This is a genomic window from Bacillus sp. Bos-x628 (genome assembly GCF_040500475.1).
GTDB lineage: Bacteria > Bacillota > Bacilli > Bacillales > Bacillaceae > Bacillus > Bacillus maqinnsis.
Genome location: NZ_CP159358.1, coordinates 1085168 through 1112100, shown reverse-complemented (window position 1 = coordinate 1112100; position 26933 = coordinate 1085168). Strand labels below are relative to the sequence as shown.

The window sequence follows — 26933 nt, the reverse complement described above, 5'->3', positions numbered from 1 at the left end:
CCTTTTCGTCCTTTACATAAGGAGGAAAAGGGTTTTTTTGTGGTCAAAGGTATAGCGGAGGGAATTAATGATGAAAAAGCAAAGGATCGTCATAAAAATTGGCAGCAGTTCATTGACCGAACAAAAGGGAGCAATTGATGAACAGAAAATGTGGGATCATGTTAAAGCCATTGCAAAGCTTAGAGAGGCGGGTCATGACATTATTTTAATTTCATCAGGAGCGGTTGCTGCGGGATTTGGCAGTCTAGGATATCCATCAAGACCTGTTACATTAAAAGGGAAACAGGCGGCTGCCGCAGTTGGACAAAGCTTATTAATGCAAAAATATACAGAATTATTTTCACAGTTTGACATGACGCCTGCACAAATGCTTTTAACACGTAATGACTTTTCAGACCGTACAAGATATCGAAATGCATATGCAACGATGATGGAATTGTTAGAAAGGAAAATCTTACCTATTATTAACGAAAATGATTCTGTCTCGATTGAGGAACTCACCTTTGGCGATAATGACATGCTTTCAGCTCTTGTCAGTGGGTTAATTCATGCTGATCAATTGATCATCTTAACGGACATTAATGGGATCTATGATGCGAACCCGAATGATCATCCTGAAGCAAAGCGGTTTGACGTGCTTCCGCACATTACAGATGAACTGTTTTCATATGCGAAAAGTTCCGGCTCGAAGGTTGGCACAGGCGGGATGAAGTCGAAGCTCTCCGCAGCACAAACCGCACTTTCGCTTGGAGTAAAAGTGTTCATTGGAACCGGTACAGGTGAAGACAAACTACTTCACATTCTGGCTGGTCATGGAGACGGAACGTACATTGGTGAAAAAGATTTATCAGCGGTAAACAATCGTCGTCAATGGATTCAGTTTCATTCACCTGTCTCTGGGAAAATCATGATTGATGCTGGAGCAGAAGCGGCGATTTTGCATAATGGAAGCAGCCTTCTTCCCGCTGGTGTCATCGATGTAGCTGGTGATTTTTCCAAAGGAGAGGTTGTAGAAGTCGTCGGACCGAACGGATTAGTCGGTAAAGGACAAACATTGTACGCAGCCGAGGAGCTTCTTGAAGTGAAGGGAATGCGGAGTGATGAGTTTGAATTCGAGAAACAAGAGGTTATTCACCGAGATCACTGGGTACAGCATGTGCAGAAATGAGGAGGGAAAACAATGAATGAAGTTCTTGAAAAAGCGAAAAAAGCAAGCATAGCCAAGGATCAGCTGTTATTAAAAACAACCGATCAAAAGAATGAAGCGCTGCAAGCGATTGCGACAGCATTAAAGACGTCTTCTGCTTTTTTGATCGAGGAGAATCGTAAGGATGTGCTTGCAGCAGAGGACAAGAAGTTCACACCATCTGTCATTGATCGGATTACATTGACGAAAGAGCGCATTGAGGCGATTGCAGATGCCACACTTGAACTTGTTCAATTAAAGGATCCAATTGGTGAAACGTTAGAAACCATTCAAAAAGAAAATGGCCTTTTGATTGAAAAGGTTCGTGTGCCTCTCGGAACGGTTGGAATGATTTATGAAGCAAGACCAAACGTCACAGTCGATGCCGCTACACTTTGTTTGAAAACTGGAAATGCAGTCATTTTACGAGGAAGCTCATCAGCTATCCATAGCAATAAAGCGATTGTGAAAGTCATACATGAAGCGCTTCACGCAACAGATATCCCAGTAGACAGTGTGCAATTGATTGAGGATACGGGGAGAGAAACAGCAAAAACGCTTTTTACTTTAAATGAATACCTAGATGTACTCATTCCGCGCGGAGGGAAAAATTTAATCGATTTAGTTGTCAGAGAGTCAACCGTACCAGTACTTGAAACAGGCGCAGGGAATTGTCATATCTATATTGATGAAACAGCGAAAAAAGACATGGCTGTGCAAATTGTATTAAATGCCAAAACCCAAAGACCATCGGTTTGTAATGCGATTGAGAGCATTGTCATTCATGAGAAGTGGGCAAAGGAGCATGGAACTTCTTTATTTCAAGCACTTCATCAAAGCGGTGTCGAAATACGAGGAGATCAAGCCGTATGTCAACTTGACCCAAGCGCTACCTTGGCAACGACAGCTGACTTTGAAACTGAATTTCTTGGACCCATTGTCAGTATTAAAATGGTGCAGAACATTGAAGAGGCGATTGATCATATTCAAACATTTGGATCAAAGCATTCTGAAGCGATTATTACTGAAGACGATCAGCATGCCGCATATTTCTTAACAGCTGTGGACGCTGCGGCTGTGTATCACAATGCCTCAACACGATTTACAGATGGCTTTGAATTTGGCTATGGTGCAGAAATTGGGATTAGTACACAAAAGCTTCACGCAAGAGGACCAATGGGATTACCTGCCTTAACGTCTGAAAAATATGTGATTCGTGGTCAGGGACAAATAAGAGTATAATAGATAAGAAAGCCTTGAGGTTGAAGTGCACCTCCAAATTCTAGAAAAATTTAAAAATGGAGGTGCTTTTCTTTTGGCTAAGTTTACAAATCGGGAACAAAATCAAAGCGGTGACACGCTGCTTAAGTGGCAACTACTTGATAAGGATCAATGGAAGAGTTGCAGAATGAGTATGAAAAAGGGATGCCTTAGTCACAATCACCAAACAAGACAAAGCGCAAGTAATATAAGATTTTAAGGCATAAGTATCCGGTGAAAGCACTACTTGAGCTCGCAAGTATTTCCGCGCAGTACCATTACTTGGCGAAGCACTTTAATCGCCCTGATCAGATGCCAAATTAAAAAGGTTTTCAAACCAAGTCTAAATTTCTGTACTTGAACATCTAACACTTCTGGCAAGAACTTGAACAATATATTAACGACTACAAACAAAAACGAAAAGGCATAGTCTGATTCACTGCCGGTTTCATGGCTCAAAAGAAAACCAACCCCATCTAAGGCTCTCTTTTCACTTTGATTTTTTGTATTTGTTAGATCAAGTATGATAAAATATGGCAATGGTTCATATTTTGAGAAGATTGGAGAAAGCACGTATGGCGAAAATCATTCCCTCTTCGGATATTGGAGTGAAAATCAACAAGTGGTATGAATTAATCCGCAGATTTGATTCAGAACAAGCAGAACAGTTAAAACAGGAAATTCGCACCTCTCTTGATTCAATGGAAGAAGATCAGAACTTGCTTCTCTATTTTTCTTTAATGGAATTCAGGCATGAGGTGATGCTCGATTATTTAAAGCCATTAAAGGAAGGAAAGCTTCGTGCCAACTTTTCTGAGCTTTCGAAAGAAATAGATGAGCATCAAATGCATGTAACGGGCATGCTTGAATATTACTACCATTTCTTCAGAGGCATGTATGAATTCGGCAGGAGGCAATACATTGCAGCCATATCTTCTTATCAAAAAGCAGAGCACAAGCTCTCTTTTGTATCTGATGATATTGAACGAGCGGAATTTCATTTTAAAATGTCAGAAATATATTATCACATGAAACAAACACATATCTCGATGCACCATGCCAAACTAGCGCTCGATGTATATGTTGAGCATGAGTTGTATGCTCTTCGAACCATTCAGTGTGAATTTATTGTGGCTGGTAATTATGATGATATGCGGAGGCATGAAAAGGCATTACCGCATCTTGAGAGAGCACTTGCTAGATCAAGAGACTTTCAGAATGTGCGTTTTATTGCCTCATCTTTATTTAATATGGGGAACAGTTATTATAGAATGGGGGATTTAAATCGCGCACTTGAATTAATGAAAGAATCCATACGATTGTTTGATCAAAATCAATCCGATCATCTTCGCCGATCTATAGACCCTCTTTATACAGCCGCACAGATTTTATACAAACAAGGTCAACATGAAGAAGCTTTACATTACCAGCAAGAATGTATGAAACGAGCAGAAGCCTTACAGGATGAAATTAATATGCAGAAGACAGAATTTCTAGAAGCACTGTACATGAGACAAGATGCCGAGCACATTAAACGAATTTTCCATTTTTTAGAGTCAGTATATGCATATCCTGATATAGAGGAGCTAGCATTGGACACCGCAAAGTATTATAATGAAATTGAAGATTATGAAAAATCTTCCATGTTCTATGGGGAAGCGGAACATGCTCGAATCTATATTCAGAGAGGGGATTGTTTATATGAATTTTAAAAAATGGGCAGTTGTCTGTACAAGCATCTCGATCATGGCATTATGGCTCTCAGCAGCTAATGCCGACCCTGATAACCGAAACCACACGTTAGAACAACCGAATCCGCAACACCTCTACATCTAAAGCCTTTTATCTTCTTTTAAAGCGTGTCGAACCCCCTTGAATTCCAGAAAGACCCGAGCTACTTGTGCGGATAAAGTTGAACATTCATAAGCACTATCGCTTGAGATCTGACAACGAATGCGAGGATTTGTCTACACGCTGAAAGCCCTTTTTGCTTGAAGGGCTTTTTTTTATTATTTAAATCACGTTTATAAAGCATAACAAAAAGGTAAACATGAAGAAGAGATTCTTTTTCATTGACGCCGGAAATTATATTGTGTACAATTTAATTGTAGAAAATATTTTAAAAAAGAAAGAGGGTTCTAGATATGTCAGACGTTTTATTTACTGCAACGGTATCAGCTATAGGGGGAAGAGAAGGCAAGGTTGTTTCAACAGATGGGGTGCTTGAGCATGATGTCGCAATGCCTGGGACACCAAGAGCAAAGAAACTTGAAAAAGCAACGAATCCAGAGCAATTATTTGCAGCAGGCTACTCAGCATGTTTTGATTCAGCACTTCAAATGGTGGCTAGACAAGAGCGCGTTCGTTTTGAAAGTGAAGTGACTGCACATGTGAGTCTGATCAAAGATAGTGCAGATGACGGTTTTAAACTAGGTGTCAAATTAGAAGTAAAAGGAACTGGAATCGAACAATCAGTATTAGATGAACTCGTTCATAAAGCTCACGGTGTATGCCCATATTCAAAAGCAACTCAAGGGAACATTGAAGTAGAACTAGTGGCTGTAGCTCAATAAAAAAGGCTGAGGGAATATTCCCTCAGCCTTTTGATTGTGTCAATTTCTGCAAAAGCTCATGCAAGGAGGCGCGTAATGTTTTGAGCTCTTCGTCAGATCTGCCTGTTCCAGACAACATACGAAATGGGATAGTTGCCGCCTTCTCTTTTAGACTTTCACCATATGCAGTTAAATGTATTTGTACAGACCGCTCATCCTCTTTCGAACGCACTCGAATGATTAATCCATTCTGCTCCATGCGTTTAAGCATGGGTGTGAGTGTACCGGAGTCCAAATAAAGCAGCTCGCCCATTGTCTTCACATTTAACGTACCATGTTCCCATAGCAAAAGTAATGCTAAATACTGCGGATAAGTGATGTTTAACTCATCTAATAACGGCTTATACTGCTTTGTCATCTCTCTTGAACTTGCGTATAACAAGAAGCAAAGCTGATTTTCTAGTTTCATATGTTCGAATTCATTTGTCATCTCTGTCACCAACTATTTTTTGTCATACTTATCATTGTATAAGATTTTCTCTTTTTTTAAAATAAATACATCGTGAAAACGAGAAATTCTTCAATGTGCAATTAATATTTGATGATTTGATAGAACGGAAAGGCATTTCAAAGGTTTACAGGTCACTATGAAAAGAAAAGACAAAGGGCGAAAATAACGGCATTTTAGCCCTTTGTCAACAATCTGACACACCTACTTGCTCCCTTTGTTCGACTGATTACTCTAGTATACTAAATCATGTTAGAAATGGAATTAGTCTGTTACACTGTCTAACAGAAGAATAGACTGATAAAAAAACCCTCTGCATAAAATAGCAGAGGGGGGAATGATTCTTTTATGCATGCTGCGCTAGCTTTTTACGAGCTATTTCAGCAGCAGTCACCATGTTTTTCAAGGCGGCTATGGTTTCAGGCTCTTGTCGTGTTTTCAGACCACAGTCAGGATTTACCCAAAACCGATCAGCCGGACAAACGTTTAACGCATCATCAATGATCTCACTCATTTCCTCAACAGATGGTACGCGAGGGCTGTGAATGTCATACACCCCAAGTCCAAGTCCTTTCAGGTACGGATGCTTCTCTAAATATTCAAGGAATTCGCCATGACTTCGTGAATGCTCAATCGTGATGACGTCTGCATCAAGGTCTTCAATTGTATCTACGATATCTTCGAAGTTACTGTAGCACATATGTGTATGAATTTGTGTTTCATTTTGAACAGATGAAGTTGATAAACGGAATGATTCTGCTGCCCAGTTTAAATAATCAGCCCAATCACTCTCTTTTAAAGGGAGACCTTCTCTTAAAGCAGGTTCATCTACTTGAATCACTTGAATACCAGCTTTCTCTAACGCTTCTACTTCTTTACGCAAAGCGAAAGCGATTTGGAAGGCGATTTCTTTTCGAGAAATATCTGTTCTTGGGAAAGACCAGTTTAAGATCGTAACAGGTCCTGTCAACATTCCTTTGACCTTTTTATCTGTTAAGCTTTGAGCGTACACTGTCTCTTTTACAGTCATTGGCTCTGTGAATTCTACATCTCCGTAAATGATTGGCGGCTTCACGCAGCGTGAGCCATAAGATTGGACCCAGGCGAATTTCGTAAAGGCAAAGCCGGCCAGTTTTTCGCCAAAGTATTCGACCATGTCTGTACGCTCAAATTCTCCATGTACCAACACATCTAGACCTATCTCTTCCTGGATATCAATCCATCTTTTTGTTTCTTTCTTAATGAATTCATCATACTCTGCATCTGTCCACTCATGTTTACGCCATTTTTGACGTGCACTTCGTACTTCAGCAGATTGTGGAAAGCTTCCGATTGTCGTTGTTGGAAGAAGCGGAAGTTTAAGTGATTCGTTCTGAATACGAAGACGCTCTTCAAAGGCAACTGGACGTTTAAAGTCTTTAGACGAAAGATTGTTGCGTTCTGCTGTGAGATCAGCATTTCTGCCTTTCGCAAATTCTTTCAATGTGAGAAGGGCCTCTGTTGCTTGATTGATCTCTGCATGAATGGCAGATGCTCCATTTGTTAACCCTTTTTTTAGTAGGGTTAATTCCGCAAGCTTTTCAGTTGCATAAGATAATCCATGTAACAGCTCCTTTTCAAGCTGTTCGTTTGGATGTTTTGCAACTGGAACATGGAGCAGACTGCTTGATGGCTGTAACCATACTTCCTTCGCCCCAATTTCACCAATTAATTCAGTAACAAAAGATAATCGCTCGCCAAGATCTGCTCTCCAAATGTTGCGTCCATCAATGATGCCAGCTGCCAAAATTTTGTCTTTCGGGAAGCCATGCTTTTTCACTTGTTCAAGGTTACGTCCTTGATCATGAACAAAATCAAGACCGATCGCTTCGACAGGATAAGTCACAAGTTCTTCATACGCATCAACCGAGTCAAAATATGTTTGCAGAAGGATGTTTAAGGTTGGTACAGCTTGCTTAATCGTTTGATAAATCTTTTTCACTGCTTTGACTTCTTCACTTGATGCTGTCACAAGTGAAGGCTCATCAATTTGAACCCATTTGACGCCGGCTTCGTCAAGTTCTTTTAAAACCTTAATATAAAGTGGAATTAAACGCTGCTGAATGTCTTGTACTTCACTTGATTCATAGCCTTTAGAAAGTGAGACAAACGTATAAAGACCAAGAACAACTGGTTTTGTTTCAATACCAAACGCCTTTTTCACCTTTTCATAAGCTTCAAGTGGTTTGTTGTGTGTCAGTTTGAATTCGGTGCTTTTTTCGTATTCCGGTACAATGTAGTGATAGTTCGTATTAAACCATTTTGTCATTTCACTAGACACAGCATCTTTTGTTCCTCTAGCCATCGCAAAATATGTATCTAGCGGGTCTTTCAGACTGCGGAAGCGTTCTGGAATCCAATTGAACATGACAGCAGTATCTAGCACGTGATCATAGAAGGTGAAGTCTCCGGAAGGAACCACATCAATTTGTTGATCAATCTGCGTTTTAATGGCTGTTAAAAATTGATCATCAAGTGTGTTTAACAGGGTTTCTCGGTCAGTTTGACCTTTCCAATAGGACTCAAGTGCTTTTTTCCATTCTCTGTTTAAGCCAATTCTCGGAAAACCTAGATTACTTGTTTTAACAATTGTCAATTCCAATTCCCCCTCTAAAATATAAAAAGACACTTACACTCATGATCAAGATTGATGAGGGCAAATGTCTAGTTTAAAAGACAAAATGTGTGTGCGAAATTAAGCGTGAGCGTAGCTGACGCTTTTTCGACATCTCCTATCAACCGTAGGTGTTTGATGTGATAGAGCGGCTGGTATCCTGGGTAGTGATTCTGCAAGCTTTTCGCCGTTCCTATCATTTGACAGTGAACCGAAAAGAAAAGCTCTCCTCACTTACAGTGCGGGACTGCGCCGGATTTTCACCGGTCTTCCCAATGATCATTCGAGTTCAATCGAATTACCGACTCTCAAACTATGAATTATTGTGTTCGATTATATAACGTTCACTTCATTTCGTCAAAATAATTTTTGAATAATTTTAATTAAAAAAATCCTGAGAAAATTCGATCTTTTCTCAGGATCTATATTTCATCTAGATGGATAAAAGGTCTGCTTCGACTGTTTTTTCTAAAAGTACATCTTGTGCTGTTAAATATAAAAATCCATTCCCTACAAGTGTTTTTGCCTGTTTGAGTGGAAGGGTTCTTCTTACGAGCTGAGCATATACTTCTGGTTCTGTCAGCTTGCGCTGGAAGGCTTCTTCTTCGGCATTTTTAATAATGGCTAGTGCACCGCTAACATGTGGGGCAGCCATAGAAGTGCCGGTTAATCTACCGTATTTATGATTAGGGAGAGTGGATAAAATGTCTTCTCCTGGAGCGACGAGGTCGATTTCTTTATTTGCATTGGAAAACTCGGAGGATTCTCTTGCAAGTGAGACAGAGCCGACAGCAATCACTTCATTGTAAGCAGCTGGATAGGAGAACTCTTCAGTACGTTCATCGCCATCACCTTCGTTTCCTGCCGCACAGACAACAAGTACACCACTTTTCACAGCTTCTTCAATCGCTTTCTGTAATTCTGGCTCATTGCTTGGACCACCAAGAGACATGGAGATAATATCAACCTTTTGCTCTACCGCATAGTTAATGCCGTTAATAATCCATTCATATTTGCCGCTACCGTTTTCACCGCCAAGAACTTTCACAATGAGCAGTTTTGCTTCGGGGGCTACGCCTAGAATTCCGCCATTTCGATCTGTTGCCGCAATCGTTCCCGCTACATGGGTACCATGCCCATTGTAGTCTTTTACATTCTCAGCGTCTCCGTTATCATCATCAGTAAAGTTCTTCACGCCGACAATCTGATCTTTTAAATCGGGGTGCTCTGTGTCGCAACCTGTATCAAGGACAGCAATGGTTATGCCTTTTCCTTTGAAGCCACTTGACCAAAGTTCGGGTGCTTTAATCTCCTGAATACTTTCCGGCGTCTCTTTCGCTTCCATCACATTGGCTTTTACTTCATACGGAATTAAGCGAATTTCACCTTTCATAAGAAAGCCCTCCTTATTTTGTTTTCAAAGTAGATTCAGGTTGCATAATATTATAGTATAAAATAAACTTTGGATCAGAAAGGGTCAATTGTAATAATTTTTCAAATAATCAATCTTTTATCAAATATGCAGTTCTCCTCGCTTATTGCCGAAAGGCGTCGTCTTATGAGGAAAACTCTTCATATCATATGAGAAAGAAGGAAATCTTGCATAGTGAGTTTGCACATATTGAAGTAAAATGGGCGTAAAGAACTAAGAAAGGATATCTTATATAACAAAAGAAATTGTTCAATGAGTGAGAAGTAAGCTGGTGTAGAAGGAGAGAAATGTTTTTGTTAGAAAATAAAATCCTCCTTTAATGAAAAGGATAAGTTATGAAGATTGTGACTGTTCCAAAACAGAAAGGCAACATATAATATGGGAAAGACAAGCCTGCCTTTTAGATAGGAGAGATAGAGATGAATAAAGGGAAGATACTCGTGATCGAAGATGAAAAGAAAATTGCAAGAGTGATATCACTTGAACTTGAATATGAAGGATACGAAGTCACAATGAAAGATACAGGCATGAAAGGACTCCAGGCTCTTGAAGAAGATAGCTTCGATTTAGTGCTGCTTGACGTCATGCTTCCGGAATTGAGCGGGCTTGAAGTGCTCAGAAGGGTTCGGAAAACGAATACGGCAACACCCATTATTTTAATTACTGCAAGAGGTAGTGTTCCTGATAAAGTGAGCGGCCTTGATCTTGGGGCAAACGATTATATAACGAAGCCATTTGAAATTGAAGAATTATTGGCACGAATTAGAGCGCAGCTAAGATTCCATACAAGTGTCCAAGAAGAAAATGAAGCTGAACTGAGACTGGCGGATTTGACTGTCAATGAGAAAACAAGAGAAATAATAAGAGATGGTCAAATGCTGGAGCTTACACCAAGAGAATATGATCTGCTTGTTTATTTGCTGAAACATCAGCAGCAAGTGCTCACAAGAGATCAACTTTTAACAGCCGTATGGGGCTTTGATTATTTCGGTGACACAAATGTGGTGGATGTTTATATCCGTTATTTGCGTAAAAAAGTCGATTACCCATTTGAAAAACAGTTGATCCACACGGTGAGAGGTGTGGGTTATGTGATGAAAGGGTAAAGAATGAGATTAAAAAATAAAATCCAACTTTATACCTCGTTGTCTTTGTTTTTAATGGTGCTCTTATTTCATACAGCTATTTACTTTATTTTTTCGTTTACGCTTACGCAAAAAGATATGTCACGATTGTCTGAGGTGGCTGAAAATATTGCGATTGCTTTAAAAAAATCGGAAGAAGAGGGACTCCCATCCTCTGAGCTGCTTAGGGCATACCTTCCTCAAAATGGAATGATTCGTGTTGTTACAGAGAAAGGTCAATCTAAGCTGACCATAACAAAGGAATTGACATTTAGTTCGCTCCCTTTTACATATGAATCTGGTCAGACAGCCGAAATAAAAGAATACCGCAAGCATATGATTGCCTTTGCTGCCATTCCAGTTATTTGGACAAATGGAGAAATTGTGTCTCTTCAAGTATATGAAAAGATTGAAAACACGGAAGAAAACTTAGCATTATTAAAAATGATTTTAATCGCTGCTGGAATTCTTTTTATTGTTCTTTCCTATTTCGCAGGTCATATATTAACAAAACAAATCGTTCGTCCAATTAGCAAAATGATCAATACAATGAAGGCAAGTATGAGAGAGAAGGCTTTTAAACGGATTGAATTAACAGGGGATTCTAAGGATGAATTGTATCAAATGGGACAAACCTTTAATGAAATGTCAGAAATACTTGAAAAGCATTATGAGAAAGAACAGCAATTTTTACATGACGCCTCACATGAATTAAAGACACCGATTACCGTTATCATGAGCTATAGCAATTTACTGAAACGTTGGGGGCAAACAAGACCCGAGGTTATCGAAGAATCCTCTCAAGCGATTCATGATGAAGCGAAAAAAATGAAGAGACTGACAGATCAACTATTAACGCTTGCAAAGAATGACCAGCCGCCTTATTTAGAAATGAAGCAAGTCGATATTGCTGACATTTGCAAGCAGGTGAGTCATACACTTGAAGTTGCAACAAATCGGACAATTCGCCTTCATGTACAAACAAAACAGCCGATTTTCGCAGAGGGGGATAAGGAGAAAATCAAACAGCTTTTGACCATTTTGATTGATAATGCGGTCAAATATAGTGCAGAGCCAGTTGATGTGACCTGCGGGTTAGCAGGAGACACGCCGTTTATTTCTGTTTGTGATAAAGGAATTGGCATGAGAGAAGAGGACCTGCCAAAAATTTTTGACCGCTTTTTCCGCGTGGATGAAGCGAGAAACAGGGAGACAGGCGGAACCGGTCTTGGTCTATCGATAGCGAAACAAATTGCTGAAGAGCATGGAGCAGAGCTGAAGGTAGACAGCCGTATTGGCGAAGGAACAAATGTGACAATTCTTTTTCGGAAATGAAATAGGTCTTTTCTCATCAATTTCTCATTTCCTCCTTATAAAATAGGAAATAGGAAGGAGGTTCTGCATGTCTAAAAAAATGAAAATGGGGCTTGCCCTCGCAGGATTTTTCGCCGTTCTTGCGGCTTTTGTGATGCTGATGATTCAAACCATTGATCAGAAAATATTAAGTGAATCAGAGATCAAACAAATCATTGCAAAAGACTACAATGGAAACATTACAAATGTAGCTTTAATCAATCATAAACAGGATTATACGTTGATACTTGAAAATTCAAATGGCATTTATCAAATGATTGTATCTTCCGCAAGCGGTCAAATGAAAGAGATCAAACAATTAAAAAGCTATCAAACGCCAAATGAAAAAAATGTAGCTCTTCAAGCAGAAGAAGCAGCTGTCAAAAAAGTAAACGGGACAGTCATACAAAAGAAAGAAAAGTCAGATCGTTTTATTTTTACGATCCAATCAAAAAAAGAGTTATATCAAGTGGATGTGAATAAACATACCTTGAAAGTCATTGAAGCTGAAAAGAAAAAACCAGCCTCTAAAGAAAAAAAGCTGACCAAAATCACTGTAGAGGAAGCCATTCAAATTGCTGTAAAAGAAGTCGGGGGAACAGTTGACGATGCAGACCTTGAAACGTATAGGGGCATGCTTGTGTTTGAAGTTGAGCTACATTTAATAGATGGACGTGAGGCAGAGGTGCTTGTCAATGCATATACAGGAGATATTGAGGGGATTACGTACGAAAATTAATCCTTTTCTCATGATTTTCTCATGTTTCTTTCCTTCCTTTTTCATCTTGTTTTTTTAAAATAAAGGTGAGATCAAAAAGAGGAGGAAATGAAAATGATGAAAAAAGTACTAGTAGCTACCGCATTAACAGGAGCACTTGTTGCAGGTGGTATCACACTTCAAGCGCAAAATACAAATCAAACGGCAAATGCAGAACAAGTGGTTCAAAATAAATCATCGTTTGTGTCGAAAAAACAAGCTGAAAAAGCAGCCTTAAAAGTGGTGAAGGGCTATGTAGACGATGTGGACCTTGAGCGTAAAAAAGGAAAATGGGTGTATGAGGTCGAGATTAAAAAAGGCGGCTTTGAATATAAAGTATACGTAGATGCGAAGACTGGAAAGGCACTAAATGATCCAGTGAAAGAAAAGAAACAAAATGTGAAAATCACAAAAAAACAAGCTGAACAGATTGCATTAGCGAAAGCAAAAGGTACGGTCACGGATTCAGACTTAGATAAAGAGAATGGTGTGTACATTTATGAAATCGAAATCACCACTCCAAACGGCAATGAAGCCGATTTTGAGATATCTGCAAAAACAGGAAAAATTTTAAAGCAAGAATGGGGTGATGAATGAATATGAGAACCTTACACGTTTATGTGTAAGGTTCTTTCGTTAGGACAAACTACTCTAAAGGAGGCGAGAGTATATGAAGAAAAAAGAAGAAGAACAACGAATGGACCATGCGGAATATGTTCCGCATCCCGATGGAGAAGGATACGCTTTGTTTTTGCATGATTCTTTTCATCTCCTCTCTCAAGAGGATTTGGACCAGCCAAAAGAGGAGTAGAAAACGTAAAAGAGCGATTGCGGGATGTGTATCGCTCTTTTTTTTAAAAGTAAGCGAATACATTCACTGACTTGGCATCTTACTTATTGACATCATTCCGCTTTTTCTGTAATCTCATTGTGTTAACAATATGAGACTTCGTTAGGTGAGGCTCCTGTATGGAGATACGCTGCTGCCCAAAAATGTCCAAAGACGCCAATGGGTCAACAGAAATCATCGACATAAGGTGATTTTTAATGCAGCTGGTTTATCCTATGCCATACAGTGCTAAAGCTCAACGATTGGAGGAGTAAGTGGTTTATTTTGTCATGCTTACAAAGCACCTTCATTCGTTTGAGGGTGCTTTTTTATGAGAAAAGGAGGTGTGGGGATGGATCATCCCGATTCGAGACACATAAAGAGTATGTCAAAAGATCAAATTGAGACATCAGAAAGAGGAGATCCTGACCCGCGCACATTCTGAGGGATTCGGGTATCTCCTGACTTAGGGGAGGTAACAGTGAATGATACAAAATATTACGTATGATGAACTCATTTTAAGAATCATTATTTTATTAAGAGACGGCAAACACAAAGAATTTAAAAACATTATGGAAGAGCTTCAGCCGTACGATATGGCCTATTTGTTTAAGGAGCTCCCGGAAAAACATCGCAGTCGCTTCCTGACATTTTTAACAGTAGAAGACATTACTGAAATGATGGGAGAACTTGAGCGGGAATATCAAGAAATTGTCCTTGAAAAAGTAGGTAAAGACAAAGCCACCTTCGTGACAAACAAAATGGATAACGATGATTTGGCCAACTTATTTGATGAAATGGATGATGATCTAAAAGATCAGTTGTTATCAAACATGGAAGCAGAAGAATCAAAAGCAGTCCAGCTTCTCATGAATTACCCTGCTGAAACAGCGGGACGTATTATGACCGACCGTTACGTGTGGATTCCTCAGCACTATACCGTTCAGGATGCTGTCGTAAAGCTGAAGAGTTTTGCAGAAATTGCAGAATCCATCAACTATTTATATGTCATTAATGATCAAAAACAGCTTGTTGGTGTTCTCTCATATCGTGATCTGATTTTAGGTGAACCTGATGAGAAAGTGCAGGACCTCATGTTTACAAGGGTGATTGCAGTTGGGGCGTTTCAAGATCAGGAGGAAATCGCAAAACTGATTGAACGTTATGACTTCCTCGCAATTCCTGTTGTTGAAGAAAACAATGTACTTGTCGGGATTGTCACAGTAGATGATATCATTGATGTTGTCATTCAAGAGGCGGGAGAAGACTATGAAAAATTTGCTGCTTCTGGTAAAGATATTACGTTTGACACACCAGCTTTTGTTGCGGCGTATCGCCGTCTTCCTTGGCTGATCCTGCTTTTATTCATTGGATTGATTTCAGGCAGTATCTTGAATTATTTTGAGGATACCCTTCAACAAGTGGTCGCACTTGCCTTCTTTATGCCAATGATCGCAGGCATGACTGGGAATACAGGAACACAATCTCTTGCGGTCGTCATTAGAGGACTATCAAAAGAAGAATTAACGAAAAAAACAATCATGCGACTCATTTTCAGAGAGCTTAAAACAAGTATTTATATCGGTATTGTCTGTTCCATTATCATTACGGTGGTTGCAATGGTATGGCAGGGAAACATGATATTAGGTTTTGTTGTTGGTTCCTCGCTCCTTGCCACACTGATCATTGGAACAATGGCAGGAACCATTGTTCCAATTATTTTACACAAATTGAATGTGGATCCGGCGATTGCATCTGGACCGCTGATCACCACATTAAATGATATTTTATCACTGCTCATTTATTTTGGGATTGCGACAGCTTTCCTCCATACACTGATGTAAGAAGATAAAAGACTGTAAACTACACATGCTTGGTTTACAGTCTTTTTTGAATAAGGATTGCATCTAGCGCTTCCATCCTTTACATTTTAAGGAGAAGGTGGGAGTGAAAATGAAGAAGTTTTTATTCATCTTGGTATGTATCTTTTTGCTCGGTGCATGTCAAAGGGAAGATGAAGGAAAAGACAGAAGGCTTGTTGCCGCAGAGCACATGCTCGAAGCAATAGCTGAGGGGAATAAAAGAAAGATGGAAGAAGTCTATGTCGAAGGGGCTGTTCCGCATCCAAACGATATAATAAAATTGAAAAAAGTTTGGGGCATAGAGAATCTGTCCTATCAAGATTTTCATATAGAAGAGGCCAGTATTCATGTGTTTCATGCGATTTATGAGGATGCTCAAACCGGAGAGGAAAAAGCACTTGCGCTTCGGGTAAAGGAAGACCCTGAAAGAGGAGTGCTCATTGACTTTGTAGGAGTAGTGGAAGGGTCTAACGCATCATCTAAATAAAAAGAATCGTTCAAATGAGCGATTCTTTTTTCGTTTATTGGTTTTTGTATCGAAAGTGTGCATTGATCTGCCCCTCAAGCATTTTTTTCTTGAATTGTCCGCTTTTTAAGGCTTGTTCCTTTTTCTTCATGTCTTTTAAAATTTCTGCTGTCTGCACACCATCTTCCCGTTTATTGGCAATATGCATTAAACGTTCCACATCAGAAAAAGAATATTTCCTTGTGCCTCTCGTCGATCGCTGGGGGTAGATGAGCTTTCGTTCCTCATAATATCGGATTTGCCTGACAGATAGTCCGGTTAATTCACTGACAATCCCGATAGAAATGACTTTTTTATCTTTATAAGATACATCTTCCTGCGTCATATACTCACCCCTGCAAGTCTTTTCTTCATATTATATAGAATAAAAAATGAAAAAACCTAATGTTTGTTAGAAAATATAACACATTAATAAAAAAACAGAAAAACTATGGAAGGAAACTTGACAGCGTGCGTGCAAATCACGGCTCCAATGCATATGCTGTTATTACATCAAACATGAGGAGGAGCGCATGGTGGATCAAAAACAGATCATCCGTATGGCAAAAGAAATCATTGCATTAGATGTGAGGAGGGACGAATTGATGGAGCAGTTCATGCAGACTGTGGGTCAGAATGCACATGCTCTTTTGAGAGCTGTACAAAATGATTTGTATAGGAAGTCCTCATAAGCTTCAAGCCCTCATCTATCAGATTAAGTTATAGGAGGGAGCATTCAGTGCGTCAAATATTAAAAGAAGCGTTAGAAAAAGAAAGACAATATTATACACAAAGACTTTGCTCGTTAGGTGTTTATAGCCATGACATGACCAAAAATATGACAATAAGTGACTTAAAAAAAGAGTATCACTTTTTTTTCAACAAAAAACACCGCCATCTGTGAAAATCCCTTGATCAATGTAGTGAAAATCATAAGGGGTTTCTTTTTTTGCGTGTTTAATATTATAGCAATATTGGATTTTGTAGAATTTTGGCGAAATATTTGTAAGAAAACATAGAGTCTTTACAGATAATGTTAAAATATGTCGTATCATGATAGTTTGCTAAAAAAGCTTTTTTTCAAGATGTTTGTGAAAAATAAGAAGGATTTTAAAAGTTTATATCGAAATCTTATACATAACACGAATGGAGTCGCTATGTAGTTGAAAGGGTTTTCAGAAACGTACTTCTATATTCTTACGAAAGGCTCCAACTTCACCGCAAGACAGCCTTGAAGTTAAAAAAATATTATAAGAGGTAGATATGTGATGAGACTATCGTTTAATGAAGAAGAAGTAGAACGGTCAATGACGCTTTACAAGGTTTTTGCAAGAGCATTTAAAAGCGTTTCAGAACACAGTATTAGAGACAGCAAGGAGCACGGGTTTAATCCAACTGAATTTGCAGTTCTTGAATTGCTTTACACGCGAGGCGCTCAAAAACTTCAGCAAATCGGCTCACGACTCCTGCTTGTAAGCGGAAATGTCACGTATGTGATTGACAAGCTAGAACGAAATGGTTTCATTGAAAGGGAGCAAGACCCGAAGGATAAACGATCTGTTTATGCTCATTTAACAGATAAAGGACGTAGCTATCTTGATAAGATTTATCCGATCCATTCCCTTCGTATTGCAAGAGCTTTTTCTGGTCTGACGCGTGATGAACAGGAGCAATTGATTCGTTTGCTCAAAAAAGCAGGTATTCACAGTCAACATTTATTATTTAGATAAAACATCAATTGATAAGGCGTGTCTATTCGGCTCCTTCAACGTGTAGACAAACCCTCGCATTCGTTGTTAAATCTTGAGCGTTGGTGCTTATTCTCTCCGCACAAATAGCTCGCTCTTCCAAGAAACTTCAAGAGTTTTCAATTCGCTGAAAAGAAGACAAAGAGCCATCTTAGCCCTTTGTCAACGATCTGAGCTTGTCAACAAAGTTGACAAGCTTTTTTCTTTCTGCTTAGGCAATTGATCTATTATCCTCTCCGGAAGAATTCCATCACCCCTTTATGTTTCAAGTTGCCAAGCGGGATACGCAATAAATTTCTCGATTTCGCTTGCTGGAAGCGGCTTTGCATAATAAAAGCCTTGCAAGTCGTCACAGCCCTGTGCGGATAGAAGTTGCGCCTGTGCGAAGTTTTCAACGCCTTCTGCAATCACTTCAAGAGATAATTGATGCCCCATGGCTATGATGGCACCTGTGATCTGCTCAGACTTTGAATCACTAAGAATGTCTTCAATAAAGGACTTGTCTATTTTAAGTCTGTGGATCGGTAAATCTTTTAAATAGCTTAGTGAACTATGCCCTGTACCAAAATCATCAATACTAATACGAACGCCAAGGTGTTTGAGTGATGTCAGAATTTGTTTAGATTGTTTAATGTTGTCCATTGTCATACTTTCAGTTACTTCAAGCTCCAGTAAGCACGGTTTTACATCGTATTTCTTTAGCGTCAGCTTGATCAAATCAGTTAAGTCTTCAGAGTTGAACTGCTTGGCAGATAAATTAACAGCCACCGGAATACTTAAGCCTTTGTCATACCATATTTTTGCCTGATGACACGCTGTATCAATGACCCATCGACCGATATCAATGATCAGACCTGATTCCTCAGCTAATTCAATGAATGCATCAGGCAATTTCAATGATCCATCTGGTGCTTTCATTCTCACAAGAGCTTCTACTCCTGTCACCTTTCTTGTTTTGGCACTGATCTGCGGCTGATAATGAAGAACGAATTGTTCTCTTTGAATTGCATCTCTTAATTCTAGCTCTCGACTTAATCTGTTTTCACTCGATCTTTCCATTGATTCTGTGAAAAATTCAAAGCGGCTTTGCTTATGCTTTTTCGATAAATACATCGCCATATCTGCTTTTCTCATCAGTTCCATTCCATCAATGCCGTTTTGCGGAGAGATGGCAATCCCGATACTAATTGACGTAATGAGCTGGTGATTCTGGATAAAGAAAGGGCGCTCAAATTGTCGAATAATATTTTTAGAAAGACGTTTGATTTTTTGTATATCAGCATCCATATGAGAAAAAATCATTAAAAATTCGTCTCCGCCTAATCTGGCAATAAATCCATTCGGAGGTAAACACTGTGTCAGCCTGTTTGCGGCAGCTTTGAGCAGCAAATCACCTATGTTATGCCCAAGTGCATCATTGATGATTTTGAAGCGGTTCAGATCAAGGAAAAGAACGGCTGTTGATGTCCCTGTCTCCTCTTGGGAGGAAAGGACATCATTTAAATGGTTGATGCCATGCCGTCTATTTGGCAGCTCGGTGAGTGCATCATAATGGGCCATCACATGTATTTCCTTTTCTGCAATCCGCTGTTTCGTTAAATCTTTACAGATGACATAGATGCTATCGAGCTTTTTGTTGACATGTACGGGTATGTATGTCATATGATAATAATAAAATCGATCCGCCGCTTTGATTTCCGCATCACGTGTGACGGCTTTTTTTGATTGATTGACAAAGTCCTCCCACACCTTACTAGGCATAATGTGTTCACTGATAACGTCACCGATTGAGGCTTGGCAGATTTTTAAAATTTGTTTGCCTGTATCATTAGCAGAAAGTATCTTTCGATCGATAGATAACACAATGATGCCATCGATATTATGTTTTATGAGCGATTGGAAGCGCTGCTCATTTTCTTTTAACTTTTCTGATTGTGTCATGATGCGATGGTCAATAAATGCACCAAAGATCATAATCGTTTGTACAATTAAAGTAACCAATCCAATGAAAATGGACAGGCTGAATGGACTCGTGACAAAAGAACCACCTGCAGCTTCTTGTCCATCAGAATGATAAAAAATTGTTGAAGCAGCCATTCCTATATAATGCATTCCAGCAATGGCCCCGCCCATTACAAGTGCACCCGCAATCTTGAAAAAATGATCATGCTGTTTTTTTACAGATTGATGGAGTCGAAAAAAAAACTTCATTGAAAAGAAAGAAGCAATCACAGCAATGAAAAACGAAAGGAAAAATAAAATTGGGTCATAATGAATCGTCACATTGGCCATTGATTCCATTCCAAGATAGTGCATACTGCAAATAGCAGACCCCATTGTGATGGAACTAATAAGCAATCGTCTCAATGATAATTGCTGCTTGATGCATATAGAAAAGGCAATCAAAGAACCGATAAAAGAAGCCAAAATAGATAAGATCAATAATGGAGTTTCATATGTGATGCCTGAACGTAAGTGTAAGGCCATCATGCCGATGAAATGCATCGACCAAATACCTACTCCCATCACAAGTGCACCAATCACAAGCCATCCGTTTTTTTTTGCACCGCTTGACTGAATCACTCTGCTCGCTAAATGAAGAGCTGAGTAGGAGGCGACAGCGGCGACTGTGACTGACAGAAAGACAAGCCATCCGTTGTAGCTTCCTGTTAAATGTGTCATGTTAAAAAACCTCCTGTATCCTAAAAACATACATATACTTTATATATCGGCTCAAATGGATTTGTGTTCACTTTTCCTTCACTTAAAAAGAACCACCCGCATTTTTTTCATCCGCTGTTTATAGTAAAATCAAATTTAATGTAAAAAACCAATGAAAAATGAATCGTTTTTCGGTTTTGATTCGTTTAATATGTGGCTTGGTTCTATCAACTATATGACTTGTCAGATTGATTATGTGTGAAAGGGATTGATAAACATCGAAGATTTTATGATTTCTTTGGCAGATGCTTTTAAGAATTTGTCTTATTTCGGCATCTTTCTAGCATTATGCATTGAATTTGTTCCTGCTGAAGTGGTTTTGCCTCTAGCAGGATACTGGGTATCAGAAGGGGATATGGCTTTAATCGGCGTTGTGGCTGCCGGTTCATTAGGCGGTGTCGTTGGTCCTTTGACCTTGTATTGGTTAGGGCGTTATGGAGGTAGACCATTTTTAAATAAATATGGGAAATATTTTTTTGTGAAACCTGAGTCGCTTGATAAATCTGATGCTTTTTTTGAAAAGCATGGCGGTTTCGTCGCATTTAGCGGTCGATTTATTCCGGGAGTGAGAACCCTTATTTCCATCCCATGCGGTATTGCGAAGATGAATGTGTGGGTATTTTGCTTGTATACATTTTTGGCCATTACGCCAATTACTTTCGTGTATGTGTATCTAGGTGTGATGCTTGGTGAGAATTGGAAAGAGGTGGGAGCGGTTTTAGATCAATACCTGTTGCCTATTGGGTTAGGTGTGATTCTACTCTTCGCTATATATATATGTCTGAAACGAAGAAAAAAAGAAGAAAAACCAACCGTCTGATTTGTAAGTCATTCATAGACAAAGATATTTGTTGACAATCCCATGCCTATTGATTATGATAAAAGTAATCTAAATATTCTTAAATCCCACCAAAGGGGAGTAGCGTCCGGTTTTTTACCGGAAACAAAGTCGTCATTACATGGACTTACGTTCCATCGGCTTTGTTGGCATGATTTACATATCACATGTCTAGCAAGACCTTTGCCATTACAGGCAAAGGTCTTTTTGCATTCATAAGCCTTTGCCTGTTGTGGGACAATAGATAAAACAAGGAGGAATGATGATGGATGCTGCATTTATTTTAGAATACGGGTGGGTTCTTCTCGTATTGATTGGATTAGAAGGGATACTAGCAGCTGATAATGCGCTAGTTATGGCTGTCATGGTCAAACACCTTCCTGAAAAACAAAGGAAAAAGGCATTATTTTACGGACTTGCAGGCGCATTCGTCATGCGATTTGGTTCTCTGTTTCTCATTTCGTTTTTAGTAGATGTTTGGCAAGTTCAAGCCATTGGTGCAATTTATCTTCTTTATATTTCAATTTACCATATTTTGAAGTCTCATGTGTTTAAGAAAAATGAAACGGAAACAAACATCAAGCAAAGTGGGTTTTGGGCAACAGTGGTCAAAGTGGAACTCGCTGATATTGCATTTGCAGTAGACTCAATTTTAGCAGCTGTCGCCTTAGCGGTGACACTTCCTAAAACCAGTCTTCCACAAATTGGAGGTCTTGACGGTGGTCAATTTATCGTGATTCTTTTAGGGGGGGTCATTGGTCTTGTCATCATGCGTTTTGCAGCGACTGTATTTGTGAAACTACTGCAAACAAGACCAAGCCTAGAAACAGCTGCATTCGTAATTGTCGGCTGGGTTGGAGTAAAGCTGATGCTTTATACACTCTCCCATCCTGCCATAGGGGTGATCTCTTCACATTTTATTCATTCAACGTTATGGAAAGCAATCTTTTGGACAGTCCTGATCGCAATTGCGGCATTTGGCTGGTTTTTATCGAATCCATCAAGAAAAGGTGGGCAAAAGAACGAGGAGAAACAGGAGGTACGCTTGGAAGAGTAGGGTTTTTGAAAGAAATATCATTTCATTTTCATAACACACATATTACAAATAAGGGGGAATACCCCCTTATTTCTTTGCTTATAGACGAAACGTTGTAAAGTAGACAAAGAAATACTTGTCATATTTGAGAAACAGGAAATGAATTCCTCATTTCTTCCTTTGCGCTTCCCTCATAAATTAGCTATCATAAATGAGTAATATAGGGAGAACTGAGGTGAAACCATTGCTTAGCCTTTTGTTTAAAGGAAAGAAAAAGCAAACATTAGAGCAGTCTGCTATCAGTATCCAACAAGGCGATGTAGAACTGCAAAATGCATTGATAGAGCAATACAAACCATTTGTCGCTAAGACGGTTTCATCCGTTTGCAAACGATATATAGATGAAAAAGATGACGAATTCAGCATAGGCTTAATCGCCTTTAATGAAGCAATAGAAAAATATTCATCCGAAAAAGGAAACTCACTCTTAGCTTTTGCGGAATTAATTATTAAAAGAAAAGTCATAGACTATATTCGGAAAGAAGCAAGAAATGCGCCTACCATTCAAATGGACTTGCAAGAAAGTGAGAATGGCGAATACTCTCAAAGCATGATTGAAGCAGAGCTTTCTGCAGATGAATACAGACGTTTAGTTGAACAAGAAAACAGAAGAGAAGAAATTGAACATTTTAAAGAACGATTAAAGGTATACGGTCTTACGTTTCAAGAATTGCTTGAGCATTCACCAAAACATGCAGATGCTAGGCAAAATGCAATTAAAGTAGCCTATACACTTGTCAAACACGATGAACTAAAAATAATTTTATTTCAGAAAAAACAATTACCAGTCAAACAGCTAGAAAAGTTAGTTGAAGTCAGCCGCAAAACGATTGAAAGAAATAGAAAATATATTATTGCTATGGCGATCATTATGACTGGTGATTATGTGTATTTGAAAGATTACCTTAAAGGGGTGCTTAATTCATGAGAAGAGGCATTATAGTAGAGAAAAACAAAAAATATGTCACACTGCTGACCCCTGATGGACAATTTCTACGGACAAAGTATGAACAGCAAGATTATGAAATTGGTCAAGAAGTGACGTTTCCTAATGAATCACGTCTCGAAAGGAAAAGAGCCGGTTTTTTTGATCTGCTCCGTTTACGTCCGCTAAATGCTGGAATTCTATCCATAGCAGCCATTATTGTCGTGATTTTTGCTATGATGCCATCTTTCTCAAGTCAAAAAGCATATGCTTATATGACCATTGATATTAACCCTAGCTTTGAGCTGAAGCTCGATCACTATTATCAGGTGATTGGGGTCACACCGCTGAATCAAGAGGCTAAAAATGTGCTTGCTAGTATGAAGGATTGGGAAAAAACGGACATGACGAAGGTCGTGCAAGAAATCATAGACGATTGTGATAAAAAAGGATACATCAATCAATCAAGAAACATTTATATTTCAACGGTTTATGAAAACATGCAAGATCATACATATAAAACTAACATCAAAAACAAAATAGATACCATTTCGGATGAATATCAAAAACGCAATTACAAACTTGAGGCGGTAGAAGGTGACCTTGAAACAAGAGAAAAAGCGCAAAAAGCAGGCATCTCAACAGGAACATATATTAGAAATAAAGAACTGCAAGACCAAGAACAAGAAGACATGAAACAGGATGAAGATGCTGTAAATGACGAAGCTGTCAAAGAAGAAGAGCCTGAGCAAGATCAGAAACATCAAGATCAAGAGGACAAAGGTGAGCAAGAAGACATAACGACAGGCGAAAACAATGACAACAATCATGATAAAGAGGTTCCTACAGAAGAGAAAGAGCAGAAGGAATTAGAGAGGGAAGAGCAAGGGGCTGTTCAGAAACCTCAGCCAAAAAAGCCTGACGATGAAAGCATTGAAAAGATTGATAAGGATGAAAAAGACACATCTATAGACAAAGATCAAAAAAAAAATCATTCCTCTTACCTTGATGAAAAAAGACATCAAGTCGACAAATCACGTGACGAAGCAAAGAACCGAGCAAAAAAAAACGATATCGGTCAGAAGCATCCGTACGGTGAACGAAAAAGAGATGAGCTGAAGCGAAAAGAAAAAGACTCGCCATCATCTTATCGCAAAGATTCGGCTCAGCACACATATGAACAATAAAAAAAACGCCAGAATAGATCCGGCGTATTTCACCATGTCTTTATTTAGATTGATTTCCCATTTGTGCTTGAGCCTGCTGTACGAGTCTTTTTGTGATTTCACCACCAACAGAACCGTTTGCACGTGCGACTGTATCTGAACCAAGAGTTACGCCAAATTCTTGAGCGATCTCGTATTTAAATTGATCCAATGCTTGTTCTACTCCAGGAACAAGAAGTTGATTTCGATTTGCCATTGTGATATTCCTCCTTTCACCTTATGTTAATGACGCCTTCTTATTTTGAAAATATCTGGCTTTTATTATGCTGGCAATTGCTGTACAAAAAACCGAGGTAATCAAATTCAAATCACCACGGCTCATATTCATGTTTTTTTATGCTGTAGCGCATTGAACATCATTTCTTGTGCTGTACTTTGAAGATGAGAAGTGAAAACAGAGAAGACTGTAGAGCTGATGATGCCTTTGATCAAGTTCCATTGATTCTTTGTCAATTCGCTAAATTGTTCATGGAGCTTGTCTGTTTGTTCTTCTGTTATCGCCCGTAAATTGGTTTCCTTTAATGGAAAATTTGTATGGTGATAAATAAAATCAAGGACGTGCGCATATGCTTCATAAAAACGCATTGGACTAATAATATCATCAGATCGATCTGTAATCGTGTTAAATAAGGCAGATAAGATCATGCGAATGGTATCAAAGTCAAAAACAGATTTTAAATCTCTGACAATTAATAATATAACAACCTGATCAATAGAGTACTTCTTGCCAAGCTCTGGATGACCAATCATATCTTTAATATCACGTTTGATCCAGTTTTGAATAGCAGTTGATTTAAGAGAAGTCAGCTCGCAAAGGTTACCTAATTCAACGATTTCATTCGTTGAGAGCCCATGTTCTGATTTTTGTTTCCGCCGTTCGAGCTTCTGAAAGAACGAAGGGACCTTTAACTCGTCATATTCATGCTGCTGATCGTTTTTTACAGTTGAATTCAAAAGCTGAAGCGGAGTCAGATCTCCCTCTCCTTTTAGAGAATAAAGAAGTCTCGTCATGTCAATTCTCGTTAATTTAAAAGCAACCATGTTCCACCTCATTTGTACGTCAAAAAACGTGATTATTGATCTAATTCAACATCATAATCTCTTTTTGTTGAAAATGCAAAATAAACGAAAGAGCATGACAGGTGTCACCATTTGTTCACTTTTTATGTGAAGATATGGTGTAAACATTTGAAGAAACGGGGCTCAAACTGTTACGATCAACATAGCAAACGATTCCTTTTCCTTGCAATTTGAGCTGATTATTTTTATAATTTTATTAATAAGTTCATTTGAACTTAATTTGACAGCGGAGGTTATGTATGGGTAAAAGAATATTTCTGTTTATATTAACGAACATTCTTGTTATCACTACGATTGGTATTGTTCTTTCGGTTATTAGTGCAGCAACTGGTGTTGGTTCGTATATAGGAGCAGACGGTAGAATTAATATAGTAGTGCTTCTTGTGTTCAGTGCGGTTGTCGGTTTTGTTGGATCCTTTATGTCATTAGCAATGTCTCGTTGGATGGCGAAAATGATGATGGGCGTACGTGTGTTAAATCCTGAAAAGGATACGTTAACATATGATGAGCAGCAGCTTGTAGATCGTGTACACAGATTATCTAGAGCAGCAGGCCTTTCTAAAATGCCTGAGGTTGGTATTTATCAATCATCTGAAGTAAATGCTTTTGCGACAGGTCCATCTAAGAGAAGATCACTTGTTGCAGTATCCACTGGATTGCTTCATGAAATGGATGATGCAGCAGTTGAAGGTGTTATTGCGCACGAAGTGGCCCACATTGCGAACGGTGACATGGTGACGATGACGTTACTGCAAGGAATTGTCAACACGTTTGTTGTCTTCCTTTCAAGAATTGCGGCATGGATCGCAAGTCGTTTCGTCTCTCGTGAAGAGCTTGTGCCAATTGTCCACTTTATCGCTGTGATCGTTTTTCAGATCATCTTCTCAATTCTAGGAAGCCTTGTCGTGTTTGCTTATTCTAGACATCGTGAATTCCACGCAGACCGCGGCGGTGCTGACCTTGCTGGAAAAGACAAAATGATTCATGCGCTTCGCTCACTTAAAGCATATACGTCAAGAATTAAAGATGACGATCAAACAGCAGTAGCTACACTGAAAATCAGCGGAAAAAGAAAAGCATCTCTTTTCTCAACACACCCTGATTTAAACGAAAGAATTAGAAGACTTGAAGCAAAATAATGTAGGACAAAAGACATTCTGTCAAAGGGATGTCTTTTTTCTTTTTGATGAAAATGAAAATAAAGCATAAAATATCTTTAAAATCACTTTTCTTTTCATTAAAATGATAAAGTATTGAAAAAGAAAGATAAAGAAGGAA

Annotated in this window: 27 protein-coding genes, 3 riboswitches and 1 other annotated feature (1 of these 31 cut by a window edge); of the genes, 19 read left to right on the top strand and 8 right to left on the bottom strand. The window is 38.9% G+C overall.

The features are described from left to right. Positions 1 to 16: a binding site (T-box leader), on the top strand; it begins 201 nt to the left of the window's first position. Positions 17 to 70: 54 nt separating this feature from the next. Beyond that, positions 71 to 1168 (top strand): glutamate 5-kinase, encoded by a 1098-nt coding sequence (gene proB / locus ABVJ71_RS05800; protein ID WP_353856578.1) that lies wholly within the window; start codon positions 71 to 73, stop codon positions 1166 to 1168. A 12-nt stretch (positions 1169 to 1180) separates the two neighbouring features. Continuing rightward, positions 1181 to 2428 carry a glutamate-5-semialdehyde dehydrogenase gene (locus tag ABVJ71_RS05795; RefSeq protein WP_353856033.1) on the top strand — a complete coding sequence of 416 codons (1248 nt, stop codon included), beginning with the start codon at positions 1181 to 1183 and terminating at the stop codon, positions 2426 to 2428. Positions 2429 to 2689: 261 nt separating this feature from the next. Here ABVJ71_RS05795 and ABVJ71_RS05790 read toward each other — a convergent pair whose 3' ends face one another. After that, positions 2690 to 2986, bottom strand: a complete 297-nt coding sequence (locus ABVJ71_RS05790) for a hypothetical protein (RefSeq protein WP_353856032.1) — start codon at positions 2984 to 2986, stop codon at positions 2690 to 2692. A 35-nt stretch (positions 2987 to 3021) separates the two neighbouring features. On the opposite strand from ABVJ71_RS05790, the gene ABVJ71_RS05785 reads away from it, so the two are divergent. Together ABVJ71_RS05785 and ABVJ71_RS05780 are read left to right on the top strand one after the other, a co-directional pair. Further along, positions 3022 to 4158 carry a Rap family tetratricopeptide repeat protein gene (locus tag ABVJ71_RS05785; protein WP_353856031.1) on the top strand — a complete coding sequence of 379 codons (1137 nt, stop codon included), beginning with the start codon at positions 3022 to 3024 and terminating at the stop codon, positions 4156 to 4158. Positions 4159 to 4590: 432 nt separating this feature from the next. Further along, positions 4591 to 5019 (top strand): organic hydroperoxide resistance protein, encoded by a 429-nt coding sequence (locus ABVJ71_RS05780; protein ID WP_353856030.1) that lies wholly within the window; start codon positions 4591 to 4593, stop codon positions 5017 to 5019. Positions 5020 to 5041: 22 nt separating this feature from the next. On the opposite strand, the gene ABVJ71_RS05775 is transcribed toward ABVJ71_RS05780, so the two are convergent. The 3 genes from ABVJ71_RS05775 to ABVJ71_RS05765 all read right to left on the bottom strand — a co-directional run bounded on the left by ABVJ71_RS05775 (position 5042) and on the right by ABVJ71_RS05765 (position 9552). After that, positions 5042 to 5488 (bottom strand): MarR family transcriptional regulator, encoded by a 447-nt coding sequence (locus ABVJ71_RS05775; RefSeq protein ID WP_353856029.1) that lies wholly within the window; start codon positions 5486 to 5488, stop codon positions 5042 to 5044. Between the two features lie 364 nt (positions 5489 to 5852). Beyond that, entirely contained in the window at positions 5853 to 8141 is a 2289-nt protein-coding gene (gene metE / locus ABVJ71_RS05770; RefSeq protein WP_353856028.1) for a 5-methyltetrahydropteroyltriglutamate--homocysteine S-methyltransferase, read from the bottom strand. Between the two features lie 150 nt (positions 8142 to 8291). Then, positions 8292 to 8480: riboswitch (cobalamin riboswitch) on the bottom strand. Between the two features lie 112 nt (positions 8481 to 8592). Next, on the bottom strand, positions 8593 to 9552 hold the full coding sequence (locus tag ABVJ71_RS05765) for a S8 family peptidase (RefSeq protein WP_353856027.1): 960 nt from the start codon (positions 9550 to 9552) through the stop codon (positions 8593 to 8595). A 458-nt stretch (positions 9553 to 10010) separates the two neighbouring features. Here ABVJ71_RS05765 and ABVJ71_RS05760 point away from each other — a divergent pair, with 458 nt between their 5' ends. The 7 genes from ABVJ71_RS05760 (at position 10011) to ABVJ71_RS05730 (ending at position 16003) form a co-directional block, all read left to right on the top strand. Then, positions 10011 to 10697 carry a response regulator transcription factor gene (locus tag ABVJ71_RS05760; RefSeq protein ID WP_353856026.1) on the top strand — a complete coding sequence of 229 codons (687 nt, stop codon included), beginning with the start codon at positions 10011 to 10013 and terminating at the stop codon, positions 10695 to 10697. Between the two features lie 3 nt (positions 10698 to 10700). Next, positions 10701 to 12050, top strand: coding sequence for an ATP-binding protein (locus tag ABVJ71_RS05755; protein WP_353856025.1), 1350 nt, complete (start codon positions 10701 to 10703; stop codon positions 12048 to 12050). Positions 12051 to 12117: 67 nt separating this feature from the next. After that, positions 12118 to 12807: a PepSY domain-containing protein gene (locus ABVJ71_RS05750; RefSeq protein WP_353856024.1), complete on the top strand. Its 690-nt coding sequence runs from the start codon at positions 12118 to 12120 to the stop codon at positions 12805 to 12807. 93 nt (positions 12808 to 12900) lie between these two features. After that, positions 12901 to 13422 (top strand): PepSY domain-containing protein, encoded by a 522-nt coding sequence (locus ABVJ71_RS05745; RefSeq protein ID WP_353856023.1) that lies wholly within the window; start codon positions 12901 to 12903, stop codon positions 13420 to 13422. Between the two features lie 73 nt (positions 13423 to 13495). Beyond that, a complete protein-coding gene (locus ABVJ71_RS05740) occupies positions 13496 to 13636 on the top strand; it encodes a hypothetical protein (RefSeq protein ID WP_353856022.1) in 141 nt (46 codons plus the stop codon). A gap of 130 nt (positions 13637 to 13766) precedes the next feature. Next, positions 13767 to 13929: riboswitch (M-box (ykoK) riboswitch) on the top strand. A 210-nt stretch (positions 13930 to 14139) separates the two neighbouring features. Next, positions 14140 to 15498: a magnesium transporter gene (gene mgtE, locus ABVJ71_RS05735; protein WP_353856021.1), complete on the top strand. Its 1359-nt coding sequence runs from the start codon at positions 14140 to 14142 to the stop codon at positions 15496 to 15498. Between the two features lie 109 nt (positions 15499 to 15607). Next, positions 15608 to 16003, top strand: coding sequence for a hypothetical protein (locus ABVJ71_RS05730; protein WP_353856020.1), 396 nt, complete (start codon positions 15608 to 15610; stop codon positions 16001 to 16003). A 34-nt stretch (positions 16004 to 16037) separates the two neighbouring features. Here the strand turns inward: ABVJ71_RS05730 and ABVJ71_RS05725 are convergent, their stop codons facing one another. After that, positions 16038 to 16367 (bottom strand): MerR family transcriptional regulator, encoded by a 330-nt coding sequence (locus ABVJ71_RS05725; protein WP_353856019.1) that lies wholly within the window; start codon positions 16365 to 16367, stop codon positions 16038 to 16040. Between the two features lie 190 nt (positions 16368 to 16557). Between ABVJ71_RS05725 and ABVJ71_RS05720 the strand changes: the two genes are divergently transcribed. The 3 genes from ABVJ71_RS05720 (at position 16558) to ABVJ71_RS05710 (ending at position 17751) form a co-directional block, all read left to right on the top strand. Further along, positions 16558 to 16713 (top strand): hypothetical protein, encoded by a 156-nt coding sequence (locus ABVJ71_RS05720; RefSeq protein WP_353856577.1) that lies wholly within the window; start codon positions 16558 to 16560, stop codon positions 16711 to 16713. A gap of 47 nt (positions 16714 to 16760) precedes the next feature. Beyond that, positions 16761 to 16925, top strand: a complete 165-nt coding sequence (locus ABVJ71_RS05715; RefSeq protein WP_353856018.1) for a stress protein — start codon at positions 16761 to 16763, stop codon at positions 16923 to 16925. A gap of 361 nt (positions 16926 to 17286) precedes the next feature. Next, positions 17287 to 17751, top strand: a complete 465-nt coding sequence (locus ABVJ71_RS05710) for a MarR family transcriptional regulator (protein WP_353856017.1) — start codon at positions 17287 to 17289, stop codon at positions 17749 to 17751. Positions 17752 to 18027: 276 nt separating this feature from the next. Here the strand turns inward: ABVJ71_RS05710 and ABVJ71_RS05705 are convergent, their stop codons facing one another. Continuing rightward, positions 18028 to 20451: an EAL domain-containing protein gene (locus ABVJ71_RS05705; RefSeq protein ID WP_353856016.1), complete on the bottom strand. Its 2424-nt coding sequence runs from the start codon at positions 20449 to 20451 to the stop codon at positions 18028 to 18030. A gap of 268 nt (positions 20452 to 20719) precedes the next feature. Between ABVJ71_RS05705 and ABVJ71_RS05700 the strand changes: the two genes are divergently transcribed. The 4 genes from ABVJ71_RS05700 to ABVJ71_RS05685 all read left to right on the top strand — a co-directional run bounded on the left by ABVJ71_RS05700 (position 20720) and on the right by ABVJ71_RS05685 (position 24536). Then, positions 20720 to 21310, top strand: a complete 591-nt coding sequence (locus ABVJ71_RS05700) for a DedA family protein (protein ID WP_353856576.1) — start codon at positions 20720 to 20722, stop codon at positions 21308 to 21310. A gap of 82 nt (positions 21311 to 21392) precedes the next feature. Continuing rightward, positions 21393 to 21560: riboswitch (yybP-ykoY riboswitch) on the top strand. Positions 21561 to 21593: 33 nt separating this feature from the next. Next, positions 21594 to 22385 carry a TerC family protein gene (locus ABVJ71_RS05695; RefSeq protein WP_353856575.1) on the top strand — a complete coding sequence of 264 codons (792 nt, stop codon included), beginning with the start codon at positions 21594 to 21596 and terminating at the stop codon, positions 22383 to 22385. A gap of 214 nt (positions 22386 to 22599) precedes the next feature. After that, the gene (gene sigI / locus ABVJ71_RS05690; protein ID WP_353856015.1) at positions 22600 to 23352 is read left to right on the top strand and encodes an RNA polymerase sigma factor SigI; all 753 of its coding nucleotides are present in this window, start codon (positions 22600 to 22602) and stop codon (positions 23350 to 23352) included. Beyond that, a complete protein-coding gene (locus ABVJ71_RS05685) occupies positions 23349 to 24536 on the top strand; it encodes an anti-sigma factor domain-containing protein (RefSeq protein WP_353856014.1) in 1188 nt (395 codons plus the stop codon). Before sigI ends, ABVJ71_RS05685 begins: the two co-directional genes overlap by 4 nt. A 40-nt stretch (positions 24537 to 24576) precedes the next feature. On the opposite strand, the gene ABVJ71_RS05680 is transcribed toward ABVJ71_RS05685, so the two are convergent. Together ABVJ71_RS05680 and ABVJ71_RS05675 are read right to left on the bottom strand one after the other, a co-directional pair. Further along, a complete protein-coding gene (locus ABVJ71_RS05680) occupies positions 24577 to 24771 on the bottom strand; it encodes an alpha/beta-type small acid-soluble spore protein (RefSeq protein ID WP_353856013.1) in 195 nt (64 codons plus the stop codon). 128 nt (positions 24772 to 24899) lie between these two features. Further along, positions 24900 to 25616 (bottom strand): DUF1836 domain-containing protein, encoded by a 717-nt coding sequence (locus ABVJ71_RS05675; RefSeq protein WP_353856012.1) that lies wholly within the window; start codon positions 25614 to 25616, stop codon positions 24900 to 24902. A 278-nt stretch (positions 25617 to 25894) separates the two neighbouring features. Between ABVJ71_RS05675 and htpX the strand changes: the two genes are divergently transcribed. After that, positions 25895 to 26794, top strand: a complete 900-nt coding sequence (htpX, locus tag ABVJ71_RS05670) for a protease HtpX (RefSeq protein ID WP_353856011.1) — start codon at positions 25895 to 25897, stop codon at positions 26792 to 26794. The last annotated feature ends 139 nt before the right edge of the window (positions 26795 to 26933 follow it).

Coding starts and splice junctions, on each gene's coding strand:
- proB (WP_353856578.1), top strand. CDS start 71: ATGAAAAAGCAAAGGATCGTCATAAAAATTGGCAGCAGTTCATTGACC.
- ABVJ71_RS05795 (WP_353856033.1), top strand. CDS start 1,181: ATGAATGAAGTTCTTGAAAAAGCGAAAAAAGCAAGCATAGCCAAGGAT.
- ABVJ71_RS05785 (WP_353856031.1), top strand. CDS start 3,022: ATGGCGAAAATCATTCCCTCTTCGGATATTGGAGTGAAAATCAACAAG.
- ABVJ71_RS05780 (WP_353856030.1), top strand. CDS start 4,591: ATGTCAGACGTTTTATTTACTGCAACGGTATCAGCTATAGGGGGAAGA.
- ABVJ71_RS05775 (WP_353856029.1), bottom strand. CDS start 5,488: ATGACAAATGAATTCGAACATATGAAACTAGAAAATCAGCTTTGCTTC.
- ABVJ71_RS05765 (WP_353856027.1), bottom strand. CDS start 9,552: ATGAAAGGTGAAATTCGCTTAATTCCGTATGAAGTAAAAGCCAATGTG.
- ABVJ71_RS05760 (WP_353856026.1), top strand. CDS start 10,011: ATGAATAAAGGGAAGATACTCGTGATCGAAGATGAAAAGAAAATTGCA.
- ABVJ71_RS05755 (WP_353856025.1), top strand. CDS start 10,701: ATGAGATTAAAAAATAAAATCCAACTTTATACCTCGTTGTCTTTGTTT.
- ABVJ71_RS05750 (WP_353856024.1), top strand. CDS start 12,118: ATGTCTAAAAAAATGAAAATGGGGCTTGCCCTCGCAGGATTTTTCGCC.
- ABVJ71_RS05745 (WP_353856023.1), top strand. CDS start 12,901: ATGATGAAAAAAGTACTAGTAGCTACCGCATTAACAGGAGCACTTGTT.
- ABVJ71_RS05740 (WP_353856022.1), top strand. CDS start 13,496: ATGAAGAAAAAAGAAGAAGAACAACGAATGGACCATGCGGAATATGTT.
- mgtE (WP_353856021.1), top strand. CDS start 14,140: ATGATACAAAATATTACGTATGATGAACTCATTTTAAGAATCATTATT.
- ABVJ71_RS05730 (WP_353856020.1), top strand. CDS start 15,608: ATGAAGAAGTTTTTATTCATCTTGGTATGTATCTTTTTGCTCGGTGCA.
- ABVJ71_RS05725 (WP_353856019.1), bottom strand. CDS start 16,367: ATGACGCAGGAAGATGTATCTTATAAAGATAAAAAAGTCATTTCTATC.
- ABVJ71_RS05705 (WP_353856016.1), bottom strand. CDS start 20,451: ATGACACATTTAACAGGAAGCTACAACGGATGGCTTGTCTTTCTGTCA.
- ABVJ71_RS05700 (WP_353856576.1), top strand. CDS start 20,720: ATGATTTCTTTGGCAGATGCTTTTAAGAATTTGTCTTATTTCGGCATC.
- ABVJ71_RS05695 (WP_353856575.1), top strand. CDS start 21,594: ATGGATGCTGCATTTATTTTAGAATACGGGTGGGTTCTTCTCGTATTG.
- ABVJ71_RS05685 (WP_353856014.1), top strand. CDS start 23,349: ATGAGAAGAGGCATTATAGTAGAGAAAAACAAAAAATATGTCACACTG.
- ABVJ71_RS05680 (WP_353856013.1), bottom strand. CDS start 24,771: ATGGCAAATCGAAATCAACTTCTTGTTCCTGGAGTAGAACAAGCATTG.
- ABVJ71_RS05675 (WP_353856012.1), bottom strand. CDS start 25,616: ATGGTTGCTTTTAAATTAACGAGAATTGACATGACGAGACTTCTTTAT.
- htpX (WP_353856011.1), top strand. CDS start 25,895: ATGGGTAAAAGAATATTTCTGTTTATATTAACGAACATTCTTGTTATC.